Genomic DNA, 13,429 nt, shown 5'->3' on the forward strand with positions numbered 1-13,429 from the left:
TATTATACAGGATTATATTGGATAATGGTGATAAAATTGTAATTTTATGGTGATAAAAAGGCAGTTCACTGGATAAAAATTATCTTCCATGAACTGCCCTTGAAACCTATTTAACTTTATAAGTGAGTAAAAACCGTAATTCTGTTTTGCCATTTATCAAACTTTTAATTTTGAAAAACCTCTAAATTCATTGACTAGTTGCTTGACTCCATTATAAAGAATCGCACCATCCATACCACCCAACAGAAATTTAAATCCCATATTTAGGTGTTGCTCTATTGCATCTGTCCAAGTCATAATCCCTGGTACGACATTGTATTTTTCACAGGCATCAACTACCCTTTTATAGCTTGCTAAAACTTCCGGATGATTTAACTGCCCTTGAAGCCCCATGGAGGTACTTAAATCGTAAGGCCCTACAAAAGCAACATCAATATTAGAGACAGAGAGAATTTCTTCAATGTTTTCAACAGCAGAATAATGTTCGATTTGAAGGATCACCATCACTTCAGCGTTTGCTTCTGCATAATAGTCTGCATATTCTTCATCGTTAGCACCAAACAAAACAGCTCTGCCGGCCCCAATTCCACGAACCCCAATTGGGGGGTACTTACAAAAGCTAATTGCTTTCTCAGCTTCCTCCTTTGTATTAACCATTGGAATCATGACACCTTCAGCACCGGTATCAAGTCCTTTTTTTATCAGAGATTTTTCATTTCCGGCAACCCTAAGCAGAGGCGTTGCCTGTGAACCTCTGATTACTGATACCATTCTTCCAGCAGATTCGATCCCCATTGAACCATGTTCAGCATCAATCATGATAAAATCTGCACCAGTATGACTTAAAATTTCAGCATTATCCAAACTATTAGTCATCAACCATGTTCCAAAAACTGCTTCTTTTCGATCTAACTTTTCTCTTAACGTATTTTTTTTCATAATACTCACCTCTTTTATAAAGATTATCAATCTTTAAACATTACTTTTGAGTGAAGAAACTTGAGGTGTAAATAGAAAGAATATTCAACCCAATTATAACATTTCCGTTATTAGGAAGATGAAAAAAAAGTAGAAAAATGATGAAAAATAGAGGTCCTTCCTGATTAGGAAAATAACCTCTTTTTCTGCAACCAATATGATTAAAAAAACCTAATCATTCCCCACGAAAATTTTCCCACGAGGCCCCTATCTATCATTCTTTTTCTTGATATTTACAAAAATAAACATAAAATGTAGTGCCTTCGAGTCCTGTTTCAATATCTATTTTCGCGTTATGACGAGCAGCAATTGCATAACATACTCCCAGTCCTAAACCTGTCCCATTGTCCTTCGTTGTAAAAAAAGGCGTGCCTAATTTTTCTAAAACTTCAGGACTTATCCCCTCTCCTTGATCCTGAATAGCTAAAACGATATTGTCATTTTCCATATATGTCTTAATTATAAGTTCTTTTCCTTGTTTCATTGCCTCTAATCCATTTCGGAAGAGATTTAGAATCAATTGGCGGATCTCATTCCGATTTAATAGTAATAGTGGAAGTTCACTTGTCTCCAATTTTAAATATTTATTTTGGTTAAACGCATCAGCCATCAGTAAAGGGGTTATATCATTCAGGATAGAATTCAAATCCATTTTTTGTAAATCTGTCGTCTTGGTATTCCCCATTGAAAGGAATTCTGTAATGATTGAATTTGCCCGATCAAGTTCATCAATCATGATATGAAAATATTCATCATTTTTTTTGTTCTCATTTTGCTTACTTAATAATTGTAAAAATCCTCTCACTGTCGTCATCGGATTGCGAATCTCGTGGCTAATCCCTGCAGCCATTTGTCCAATTAGATCCAATCCTGATAATCTCTTTAATTCTGCCTCATATTTCTTTTTATCAGTTATATCTCTAATAAAACCACAAACTCCTTCAACAAACGGATAAACCGTTATCTGGTACCAGACATCGTTATAAACTGAATGTGTTTCAAAATGTACTGGTATCCGTTGTTCCATTGACCTATGAAACTCCTTATAGAAAGTAGTTCCGATAGTTTTTGGGTAGACATCCCATATATTTTTCCCTATGACATTCTCATTTGAGATTCCAAGAGGAAAAATTTGCTGATTGTTCACGTAAATAAATTTCCATTCATTATCCAGTGCCAAAAATCCATCTGTAATACCTTCGATAATATTTGTAATCATTTCATTTGCTGCAACTAATTCTTTTGTCCGTTCTTCTACCATTATTTCAAGCTGATCACGGTGCTGACGTAAATCGTTAAATAACTTGTCTCTTTCTTGTTCAAGTTTGTTTCTGACGATCAATACTTTTTCAAGCTCTGAATTCTTTTTTTCTAATTCTTCCATTGAACGCTTTAAAGCAATATGAGTTCTAATTCTTGAAACCAATTCCTTTCTGTTAAAAGGTTTGGTCATATAATCAACAGCGCCTAAATCAAAGCCTTTGACGATGTCCTGTTTTTCACTTTTAACTGTTAGAAAGATGATTGGAATATCCTTAAATTTTGGGACCTTTTTAATTGTTTTACATATTTCATAGCCATCAATATCAGGCAGTTCAACATCTAACAAAATAAGCTCTGGTGTATTTTCTTCGAGAAATGTAAATACTTCATACGCATTCTGAGCAATTCCAAGCTCATATCCACATTCTGCTAAAACTGTAGCTAAAACCTGTATATTATTTGGATTGTCATCAACGATTAAAATTAAATTATTATTCGAATTTTCCATATGGCATATCCTCATATATTATTTTTTCGACTTGTTTTAATTTTGATTTGATTTTTACAATATCATAGCATTCAGCACTCATCATAAGTTCTGATCCAATTGATTCCATAAATACCAATTGATGCTCCTGCCCAAATGTGATTAACTTTTCTGCAAGGTTTTTAACGTTGCTTATAATAATAGAAGTTTCTAATTTAACTAAGATTGGGTGTAGTTGTTCCCTTAAATCAGCGAGAACTTCGGATTTAATATTATTGCAATATAACTCTATCATTTTTTCATTAGGAACCTTTGTTTTATCTTTGCTTTGATTGTTTAGGTATTTTGCGATCTTACTTAGCAATTGTTCAGTTTGAACAGGTTTTATTAAAAAATCATCGAACATTGTGCCCTCAGGTAGAATTTGAGCGGAAGATGCACTTAGAGCAATGATTGGAATATGTGAAAATTCTGGGTTTCCTTTCAGCTGTCTGGAAGCCTCAAACCCATCCATTACCGGCATAACGAGATCAGTAATAATTAATGCCGCTTTTCTTTTTCGCAAATAGTTAATGACTCATTGCCATTTTCAGCGGTAAGGACTAAAAGTCCAACTTTTGATAGAAGTTCCTGTAACAATATCCTATTTGTCTCAATATCATCTGCCACAAGAACCTTCTCATTTGAAAACTTGTATTTTTCGAGATAGGACTTTTCAATAAGTTCAGGAAGCGGTTCAGTAGCAGCAACTTGGAGATTCGGGAATTCAACGTAAAATGTACTGCCTTTGCCTAAAATGCTATCTACAGATATCCTTCCATGCATCATTTCGATTAATTTTTTCGTAATTGAAAGTCCTAAACCAGTGCCGCCATATTTTTTGACATTCTGTCTTGATACTTGCGTAAAGGCATCAAAAATATGGTCTTTTTCGCTTTCCGGAATTCCAATTCCAGTATCTTCAACTGTAATGCGAAGGTCTATACTGCTTTTATCCAGTTGATTTTCCGAAACAGCTTTTATCGTGACCCTTACATACCCTTTATCCGTAAATTTAACTGCATTCCCAACAAGATTTAATAGAACCTGGCGTATTCTTACCTCGTCAAATAAAATCATTTTTGGGAAGTCATTTTGAATATCTACTAAAAACTCAATATTTTTTTCCTGGACTGTTTGTAAAAAGATTGTTTCAATCTCGTTTACAATATTAGGCAATTTAACTGGTTTGTACTGCAGCTCGATTTTATCGGCTTCAATTTTTGAAAGGTCCAGAATATCGTTGATAATGGTAAGTAAACTATTACCGGCAGTATGTATCGTTTTAATATAGTTTTTATGTTTTTCATCTATCATTGCATTTTGTAACAACTCACTAAAACCGATAATCGCATTTAGAGGAGTTCGAATTTCATGGCTCATATTAGCAAGAAACTCACTTTTTGCTTGATTGGCTTTATCTGCTTCTATTTTTGCCGACTTTAATTCCTGGTTTGCTTGTTCATATTCAAACGTTCGTTCTTTAACTTTTTCCTCAAGTTTATTGATATGTAAATATAGTTCTTCTGCCATGCTATTAAAAGCCTGAGACAATCTTCCAATTTCATCATTTTTATAAACCTTGGCTCTTTGTAATAAATCACCTTTGGAAAAATTTTCTGCAGCACTTATTAAATTATTAATAGGTTTTAATATGTATTCCGTACTTCTCATATAGATAATAATTGAAAACAAAAGGGCGAAAACCGATAAAACGAGAGAAGTTTGAATATTTTTGTTTTTTTGAATGGTAAACTGACTTTCAGGAATGGCTGTCATAATCAGCCAGTCAATACCTTGTTTTTTATACTCTGACACTTTTATATGAAATTTCTCTTTTTCATTTTTAATAATAAATTGATTTTCAGCAAATTTTTTATAGTACTCATACGCGTTAACAAGTGCTTTATTATTGACATCGCTAATTGCGATTCTTTTGTATGTCCCGTCAGTTAGCTTTGTAAAACTTCGCAATCCAATTGAATTAGCTACAAGATCCCCGGTATTTTTTTCAATAACACAAGCAATGGCCTTTTTATCTGGGATAACTTCCTTTAAATAGCTATTAAGTTCGGAGAGAGTGATATGCGTACCTAAAACTCCTTGAAGGCTGCCGTCTTTATTATAAATTGGATAGGCAGCGGAGAGTACTAAATCATCTTTAACAAAATGTTTATAAAGTGGAGAAAAAATAGGTTTACCAGCCTCTTTTGCCATGCTGTACCATGGTCTTGTACGGGGATCAAACGGTCCAAAATCCTCAACAAATTTGCCTTCGGTCATGTCATTATTTACTGTGTAATAAAGAGAATGCCCATTCGTTTTAGTATTCACTTTATATAATTCAATTTCGTCATTTACATTTCTGCGTGCCCCGTAATATTCGCCATTTTCTAATCCATAACTAAAACTATAAATTTCTTTGTTGCTTGATTTAAGCGTTCCTGCAAAGTAGGCTTCTTGTTTTTTCTTATTTGATAGATCGACAATACCATTCTGGATTAAATTATGATTAATATCATTCATTTTTAGCGGGACATTAATAAGGGATTCAATTTCATTTGATATATCCTTACTTGCGTCATTCCCCATTTGCCCAATAATACTGTTGGTCGAGGCATTCCAACTTCCATAGGCAATATAACCAACAACAAGCAGTGTACTAGCCATTAGCACAATAAATGAAACGGTAATGATTCCCCTGATTGAGCTTCGTTTTTTTCTCATAGTTCCATTTCTCCATTTGATACTAATTAAATTTTTATAAATTAAATATTTAAATTTTCGGAAAATCAAAATAATGAAACCTAAAGAAATACTCAATCCAATTAATTCTTTAAAATAAAAACGTTTCCTTCCAGCAAATTTGTCTAATTAAGAAACTTTGGTACTAAAATTACCATATAGTATACCTTTTTTCATATTACTTCTTAGATTAACAGTTTTTCTGCTGGAAGGCTGTGTGAAAGGTCATTGATGATTTTGGATTATATTGTTTGGTGCACAATTCTATTTGCTCTACCGCTAACCAATTGGAAAGAAAGAGGGAGTATTTTCGCCAAACATGGTATGATTTAGTTTGTGGAATGTTACCATATGTGGTTAACTATTCCTTTATTTTTTGAATTTAAAAATGAGGGGAGAAAATAATAATGTTTAAAAAAATTGCTGCCGATGCACTTGGTCTTTCTGATATCGGAAAAATTATTGAACCGAGTGATTATGATAAGGCCGATGCCGATGATTATGTTATGCACGAGGATAACGAGACCATTTACTTTTTAATTAAAACGAAAAAAGACGAGTACTGTTTTACAAACTTGGCATTAATTCATGTTGACGGAGAAAGTGCAATTTCTTCTAAAAGAACATTAAAACGTTATCCATATTCACGCCATCAGATAACAAATGTATTGCTTGAAACAGCTGGAACGATCGATTTAGACGTTGAAATCAAATTTAAAATGGGTGATATTCAATACAGCATTGACGTCCAGAAAAATCAAATCGAAAAACTAAAAGATTTATATAAGGCTCTGATCCGAATATCTGAAATTACACACGAGAACAATATCCATTTGAATATGGGTGAACAAAGTTTGGATAAAGCTATCACGGTTCTCCACAACACAAGAACTGAGTCGGGTATGAACATTGCAAATCAATATAAAGAGTTAACCGAATTTGGTTTCCAATGGTTAACATCTGTCCGCGGACAATACCATGAAAAAGACTTTGGAAAGGTATTTGAAAAATATATCAACAATTAATGAAGATACAAAAACAAAGACAGCCATCACTGGTTGTCTTTGTCTGTTGTAAATCCCCCTCTTTTGTATTAACTTCCTTTGTAAAGGATATGTAAATTTTTTGTCGATACTTGCATTATAAATGCTTTTGATATTATACTTCCTTTATGTGTATTGAAAAAAGTCTTTATATTAAGGGGAAGAAAGAAGAATGAGCGAACATTTTATAGCCTTTATCCTAGGCATCGTAGAAGGATTGACAGAATATTTACCTGTCTCCTCAACTGGCCATTTAATTTTGGTTGGAAATCTATTGGGGTTCACAGGAAAAAAAGCAGATACCTTTGAGGTTATTATCCAGCTAGGTTCAATGCTTGCTATTTTAGTATTGTATTTTAAAAGATTTCTCTCATTATTAAATTTCAGTACAATTGGAAAACCTGCTAAAAAATTAGATATTGTACATATCATTTTAGGTGTGATCCCTGCTGCAGCGGTTGGATTTTTGTTGCATGATTTCATTAAGAATGTACTTTTCTCACCTAAAGTAGTGGTCGTTACCCTTGTTGCAGGTGGTATTTTAATGATATTTGCGGAGAAAAAACATCAGCCTTTCACAACGCATTCCATTGATGAATTGAGTTACAAACAAGCTTTTACCATTGGACTTTTTCAATGTTTAGCAGTACTTCCAGGTTTTTCTCGTTCTGGTTCAACGATCTCTGGGGGATTATTGGCGAGAGCAGACCACAAAACATCAGCTGAATTTTCTTTCTTAGTAGCCCTTCCTATTATGGTCGGTGCAACAGGACTGGATTTCATTAAAAGCATGCATTTTCTCCATGCTAGTGACTTTCCTTTATTTGCAATTGGATTTATCACCGCTTTTGTTGTAGCTATGTTCGTTGCAGTCGCTTTCCTTAAAGTATTAGGAAAAATTGGTCTCTCTGTATTTGCTTATTACCGTTTTCTTATAGCTATTTTATTTACAGTGTTTGTTATTTTATAATGGTTTCCACTATTAATGAAAAATTTAGCCAGGAATCAAAGGAATTAACGTTCCTTTAATTCCTGGCTTTTTAGTTGATTCCGTAATTTGTAAAATTGGATTAAAAATCTAATTAGTACTCTTTTGAAAAGTTTGCAACATCAATCATCTTTTCACCGTTTATATAATGTTGATAGTTTTTAATTAAGCGGTCAATACTTCTATCAAGAAATCGATTGGTCATGGCAGCCATATGTGGTGTAAGCAGAAGCCCTTCTGTATGCCATAAAGGTGAATCCTCTGGCAGCGGTTCCTGATGAAATACATCCATTGCCATTCCCCTAATTCTGTGTGCTTGTAAGACTTCAATCGCTGCAGATTCATCCATGAGTTCCCCACGACCAATATTAATGACAACAGCTGTTGGTTTTAATAAATGTAATTGCTTTTGACCAATTAGATGGTAAGTTTGACTTGTTAACGGGAGTGTCAAAATCAAATAATCTGCTTTTGGAAGGATCTCCTCTAACTGTTCAATGCGAAAGGTCTCATTAAAAAATTCACTTACATCCCCAGTTCTGTTTATACCAATGGTATGCATATCAAAAGCTCGGGCTTTCCTTGCGATTTCCTTGCCAATATAACCCATACCCATAACAACTAAGGTACTTCCTGCTAATTCCGTTGGAAAGTCGAGGCGATTCCAGTTCTTCTTTTTTTGTAGTTCCTGGAATCTGTCTATTTTTCGGCTAAAATATAACATCGTTGAAAAGGCATATTCGGCAATTGGTTCAGCATGTGCCCCTTTTGCCGTAGTTACGGTTATACCCTTTTCTTGAATATATTCCTTTGGCAAATGGTCGAAGCCTGTTGAACTAAGTTGGATCCATTTTAAGCTAGTCATTTCCTTAAATGTTTCAAGCTTAAATTCTTTTCCATATGTAAATAGAATTTCAATTTGTGATCGGTCAATTACTTCACTTATATTTTTCACCAACTTGACTTGATGATTTCCATTTGTGACCTCTTCAACTCGTTTTTGATGTCTTTCATCCGCTTGCATATGTTGGATTAAAATCATCGTTATTCCCCCTGTTTCGCGCTTTAATTGAATATTATCCAATCATTAATGTCAGTATTATTGCGTTATCTTAATCTATATAATTCAGGAAGAGTTCTGTCAAGGAAAAGGGATAGAAATATTAAGCTTCATAAGTTTCCCGCAAACTGAAAAAACATGGGCAGATATTCTTACAAAATAGAACATATAAGATTAAGAAGGTTGTATATTAAATTCAAGGAAATAACTTATATTCTAAAGGTAAAAATAAGATAAAGGAAACTAAAAAATATTTTTATCAAAATTTTATTTACCCTTTAAAACGACACATACTCACAATTTTATTAAACGCATGACAATAATATGATAGAAAAGAGGCTGTGAAATTAGATTATAGGACGAACGATGTCGTTAGTTTGAATTTTCAAACAATAAATCAGTGAATATTTCTATGTTATATTATTTGTAAGTTCTTAAAATTCAAATATAGTATGAGTGAAGGGGTGGGCACTTTGGTAGTTGAGGAATTAGTTCAACATTTTATAAAAGAAAAAAATTATACACCATCACATACAAATGAATTACTTGATTTTCTTCAAAAATGCTATATCTACGGAGAACTATCGATAGTTGAATATAAAAATCTTTTTTTCGAATTGAATAAACTTGATGCTGAAAAACCCAGTGAATTTTTCATTAAAACCAAATTATTTAATTTAGATTTCGATTTGCCTTGTTGATATAAAAGAGTATCTGCGGTGCAGATACTCTTTTAATATGCCTTAATCGCTTTCAATTGATCAACTTTCCTTTTGTGGTACTCTATTTTTTTTCTTAATTGAGATTTTATTTTAAGATCGAGACAACTATCATACAACGCCTGGTGATAATTTTTTCTTAGCTGATACCAATTATAAAATAACTTGGATATTAACGACATTAAACCGCCTCCCATTTTTGATATCAATATATAATTCGAACAAGCCATAATATTTCTGGGTGTCGGATTATAGACGTTTTTCCTATTGTTTTATTGTAAATAAAGGAAATAAATTTAATAATAAATGATTTAACACTTTGTGATTTAAAAGATCAGTTGTGTAACACTTGTCCTTTTTTTGAATATAATATACTAGACGAAAGGAAGCACCTCTCGTTAGCTTTGGCTGACTTTTATGGTCAGCCTTTTTTAATTATATCTATAAACTATCACTCATAACTCAAGAGTTAAGTACACAGAATAAATACAAAAGTCTTTTTCATCTTTTCTAAATACTAATGGCATTGCGACGTTATAAATACTAAGCCCTGCTTTTGCTACATATTTCAAATAATGAACGTAAAATTGAACTTCGAATAATCTTGGGGCACCAAGATTTACATCTATATTAATTTCGAGTAGTTTTACCACTAGTATACAAATAAATTCTTTTTTGACTCTGGTGTTTAATCACATAATTTCAATTTAATTTCCAGTAAAGGGGCATCATTGATGAAAGTTACAGATGTACTTGTGCAGTGTTTGGAAAATGAAGGAGTGGAATATGTATTCGGTATTGTCGGATCAGAAACCGTTGATCTTGCTGATTCCTTATCAAAATCAAAACAAATTCAGTTTGTAAATGTTCGCCATGAACAAGGCGCAGCTTTCATGGCGGATGTTTACGCAAGATTATCCCAAAAAGTGGGTGTTTGTTTCTCTACATTAGGGCCTGGCGCGACGAATTTGGTAACAGGAATAGCCAGCGCGAAACTTGATCATTCACCTGTAGTGGCAATAATTGGACAAGCTGCTATCGATCGGCATCACGAAGAATCACACCAATATGTAGATATTGTGAGGTTATTTGAACCTGTAACAAAGTGGAGTACAGAAATAAAAGAATCTGAGTCAGTACCTGTCATCATGCGAAAAGCATTCAGAGTCACAAAGCTTGAGAAACCTGGTACTGTGGCCATTACATTACCGGAAAACTTTGCCTCGCAAATGATTTCCAAAACACCATTACCTCTTACACCTTTGCCGATAAGTGTCCCTCTTACTGAAATCCTTGAGGAGGCTAAAACTCTAATCAAAAATCATCAAAAACCTTTTGTTCTCGTTGGAAACGGAGTGATAAGAGAGAATGCAGTCTCCGAGGTTCAAACTTTTATTAACTCTCTTCAATCCCCTGTTACACAAAGCTTTATGGCAAAAGGGATATTGGAAAAAGATCATCCTCTTAACTTTTTTACCTTTGGCTTTAAGGAAAACGATGAAGTTATAAAAGGAATCAACGAAGCAGACCTTTTGATTGTGATCGGTTTAGATTTTGTTGAAACGCTGCCAAAACACTGGAATCAAAAAAAGCTTCCCGTTCTACATATCGATACTTTGGCGGCAGAAATAAATGAATTCTATCCAGTAAAAGTTGAATTGGTTGGAAATATCAAGAACACTCTCCAAATGCTTAATCAATCAGAGATCCCTTCTAAATCTTGGCACCCTTCAGGGAATCTCAAATATCAAATGATATCAGCATACAAAATAAATGAGACTGATGATGAGTCAAGAAAGTTTTCCATTGCAATTGAAACGGTACTCCAATCTATTGAAAAACTTAGCCCAGATGATACCATTATCCTTTCAGACGTAGGAGCTCACAAAGTATCTGTCGCAAAAACTTTTCAGCCCAAAAAGGCAAACCGACTAATCATTTCAAACGGCCTTGCCTCGATGGGAATTGCAATACCCGGTTCAATCGGTGCAAAGCTCGCATGCCCGCATGATCCCGTTATTTGTATTACCGGGGATGGCGGAGCATTGATGAATTTTGCGGAAATAGAGACAGCAAAACGATTAGGCCTCTCTTTCGTGATTATTGTTTTAAATGATAGGATGCTGAAACTTGAGGTACAACAAATGAACGAAAAATTTGGTACAAATTACGGTGTTACCTTCCAGAATCCAGACTTTGTTGGTCTAGCAAAAAGCTACGGAATCAAAGGAAAACGAGCCGAAAACTTAGTTGATTTTGAACATATTTTAAGTGAAACGCTGCAGTCATTAGAAGAGATCGTACTAATTGACGTTGTTTTTTAAAAACATCCATCTCTATAAACCAGAAAGCCCTTCATCGTTTCGATGAAGGACTCTCTGGTTATTTGATAACTATTTACTAAGGGCTCTTTGAGAATTGGAGCGATTCATTGAAATTCTTGAGGAAGAGCGTTTCTTTTGGAAATAATACAGGTTTCCGATACAAAGACCAATAAACAAATACATCAATCCCCCAAATATCCCATAAATAATGGTTCCTGCTGCAGCAGTAAGAATGCCAAACAGGATTTGATCTTTGTCTTTTGCCGGAGACGTTGGCGGGTCTGTGAGCATAAAAAAGCCGAAGAACAGTGTGGCGTTAATAAATGGCGGCCGAAGGGCATCTACTGCATCCCCTATATTGAAAAATCCCATTAAGGCTAAAAGTAAAAACGATGTTAATAGAAAAGCAAACACCTGTGGGAACTTATTGATCCGATTCGTAATAATATATCCACCTACTAAAAGGAACGCAATAGTCCAAACGGGAAGATCACCAAATGCTCCCCACCAGCTTTGTCCCGTTTGAAATAATAAAACAGATATGAGAAGGCCAAAAGCTGCGGGGTTAAAAATCGGCCTTTTCTTAAACGTGATTAAATGCTTGGATAAAATTGCAATAATTGCAGTTCCGACAATTGTAAGTATCGAAGTTGTCGAACTCAAAATAAGCGAAATGATTAGTCCAGTGATGACTGCACCATCCGGAATAGATGAATATTTCCCTTTAATGTTATTACAGATTAGGTCTACAATGACGGCTGCTAATATTGCCATTAAACCGTTTCGAATTCCCATCATATTTTTATATCCTATCGAAGCAATAATCAGATAAGCAAACATGGTAATTCCCACATAGCCTTTAGGCGTTTTAAGCCATTTCTGTATTGTCATGATAATTCCCTCCTACATTTACAATTTTTAACGCTGGAGTAATAAATTTACCCGTCAGACCAACGTCTTCAATAAGTTTGATCCCATTTTCCCCTAGTAAAAAAGCGGCAGTCGAAAAGGCATCGGCCATCATTGCAAACGGTGCAATAATGCTGCAGCTGACCCAATTATTTGGAGAGTTCTTCGTTTTTGGATTCATGATATGATGCATACCTGGGATCTTTACGTTTCTGCGTTCATAACTACCAGATGTACAAATGGCTGCGTTTGAAAGTCCAACTTCATCAACAATTTGATCTTTTATGTTAGGATGTTGAATGCCAATCTTCCATGGACTTCCATACCAATCAGTTCCCCCTAAGAACAAGTCCCCGCCAGCGTTAATGACAAACCCTTCAAACTCTTTTAGCTCATTGGCCGCTAAATCAATCGCAAATCCTTTTGCTACTGCCCCTAAATCAATGACAAGCGGTCGTTCCAAAAATAATGTTTGGGTCTTTTCATCTAAAATGATATCTTTAAAGGTTGCGGATACATCGGAATTAGAATCCATTATTTCTCCTGTTAAATAATGGCGATTAAATCCTTGTTTTTCCATGGTTTTCCCAATGGTTGGATCAAATTCACCTTCTGTTAGTTTGGCTATTTCCAAAGCGAATTTTAAGGGCTCAAATAAGATTGGGCTGATCTGAACTGGTTTTTTAATCATTTTGCATGCTAGCATCAATTCACTATCTGGACTAAAACGGCTGCATGCTTGCTCAACGATTCTAAACATTTCAAATGCATGATCTAGTTTAGCCACTGCTTTTTCATTTAAATTTTCGTCGTGAATGACAATCTCAATTTGAACGACTGTGTCCATAAATAGCTTTGTTTTTTTCATCGTTAC

At 34.4% G+C, this 13,429-nt stretch carries 10 protein-coding genes and 3 pseudogenes; 4 read left to right on the top strand and 9 right to left on the bottom strand.

Translation table 11 applies throughout. The features are described from left to right. Positions 1 to 156: 156 nt before the first annotated feature. From RCG17_RS27915 to RCG17_RS27935, 5 genes and pseudogenes are all read right to left on the bottom strand, one after another. On the bottom strand, positions 157 to 939 hold the full coding sequence (locus RCG17_RS27915; protein WP_308173245.1) for an HpcH/HpaI aldolase family protein: 783 nt from the start codon (positions 937 to 939) through the stop codon (positions 157 to 159). A gap of 253 nt (positions 940 to 1,192) precedes the next feature. Beyond that, positions 1,193 to 2,260 (bottom strand): annotated as a pseudogene (locus RCG17_RS27920) (nitrogen regulation protein NR(II)); the annotation flags it as partial. A gap of 138 nt (positions 2,261 to 2,398) precedes the next feature. Continuing rightward, positions 2,399 to 2,764 (bottom strand): annotated as a pseudogene (locus tag RCG17_RS27925) (response regulator); the annotation flags it as partial. Then, a complete protein-coding gene (locus tag RCG17_RS27930) occupies positions 2,733 to 3,293 on the bottom strand; it encodes a response regulator (RefSeq protein WP_308173246.1) in 561 nt (186 codons plus the stop codon). The gene RCG17_RS27930 and the pseudogene RCG17_RS27925, both read right to left, overlap by 32 nt. Continuing rightward, positions 3,269 to 5,494 (bottom strand): hybrid sensor histidine kinase/response regulator, encoded by a 2,226-nt coding sequence (locus RCG17_RS27935; protein ID WP_308173247.1) that lies wholly within the window; start codon positions 5,492 to 5,494, stop codon positions 3,269 to 3,271. Before RCG17_RS27935 ends, RCG17_RS27930 begins: the two co-directional genes overlap by 25 nt. Positions 5,495 to 5,919: 425 nt before the next feature. On the opposite strand from RCG17_RS27935, the gene RCG17_RS27940 reads away from it, so the two are divergent. Continuing rightward, the gene (locus tag RCG17_RS27940; RefSeq protein ID WP_308173248.1) at positions 5,920 to 6,537 is read left to right on the top strand and encodes a PH domain-containing protein; all 618 of its coding nucleotides are present in this window, start codon (positions 5,920 to 5,922) and stop codon (positions 6,535 to 6,537) included. Between the two features lie 190 nt (positions 6,538 to 6,727). After that, complete coding sequence (locus RCG17_RS27945) at positions 6,728 to 7,525, top strand: undecaprenyl-diphosphate phosphatase (protein ID WP_308173249.1); 798 nt, start codon at positions 6,728 to 6,730, stop codon at positions 7,523 to 7,525. Positions 7,526 to 7,637: 112 nt separating this feature from the next. Here the strand turns inward: RCG17_RS27945 and RCG17_RS27950 are convergent, their stop codons facing one another. Next, positions 7,638 to 8,585, bottom strand: a complete 948-nt coding sequence (locus RCG17_RS27950; RefSeq protein WP_308173250.1) for a D-2-hydroxyacid dehydrogenase — start codon at positions 8,583 to 8,585, stop codon at positions 7,638 to 7,640. A gap of 491 nt (positions 8,586 to 9,076) precedes the next feature. On the opposite strand from RCG17_RS27950, the gene yppF reads away from it, so the two are divergent. After that, positions 9,077 to 9,304 (top strand): YppF family protein, encoded by a 228-nt coding sequence (yppF, locus tag RCG17_RS27955; RefSeq protein WP_308173251.1) that lies wholly within the window; start codon positions 9,077 to 9,079, stop codon positions 9,302 to 9,304. Between the two features lie 476 nt (positions 9,305 to 9,780). Here yppF and RCG17_RS27960 read toward each other — a convergent pair. After that, positions 9,781 to 9,948: pseudogene (locus RCG17_RS27960) on the bottom strand (DUF3231 family protein); the annotation flags it as partial. A gap of 108 nt (positions 9,949 to 10,056) precedes the next feature. On the opposite strand from RCG17_RS27960, the gene RCG17_RS27965 reads away from it, so the two are divergent. Next, positions 10,057 to 11,646 carry an acetolactate synthase large subunit gene (locus tag RCG17_RS27965; protein WP_308173252.1) on the top strand — a complete coding sequence of 530 codons (1,590 nt, stop codon included), beginning with the start codon at positions 10,057 to 10,059 and terminating at the stop codon, positions 11,644 to 11,646. Between the two features lie 69 nt (positions 11,647 to 11,715). Here RCG17_RS27965 and RCG17_RS27970 read toward each other — a convergent pair whose 3' ends face one another. Together RCG17_RS27970 and RCG17_RS27975 are read right to left on the bottom strand one after the other, a co-directional pair. Continuing rightward, on the bottom strand, positions 11,716 to 12,537 hold the full coding sequence (locus RCG17_RS27970) for an RnfABCDGE type electron transport complex subunit D (RefSeq protein ID WP_308173253.1): 822 nt from the start codon (positions 12,535 to 12,537) through the stop codon (positions 11,716 to 11,718). Then, positions 12,515 to 13,423 (bottom strand): FAD:protein FMN transferase, encoded by a 909-nt coding sequence (locus tag RCG17_RS27975; protein WP_308173254.1) that lies wholly within the window; start codon positions 13,421 to 13,423, stop codon positions 12,515 to 12,517. Before RCG17_RS27975 ends, RCG17_RS27970 begins: the two co-directional genes overlap by 23 nt. Positions 13,424 to 13,429 lie beyond the last annotated feature (6 nt).

The organism is Neobacillus sp. PS3-12 (genome assembly GCF_030915385.1).
In the GTDB taxonomy this organism is placed as follows: Bacteria; Bacillota; Bacilli; order Bacillales; family Cytobacillaceae; genus JAEVLT01.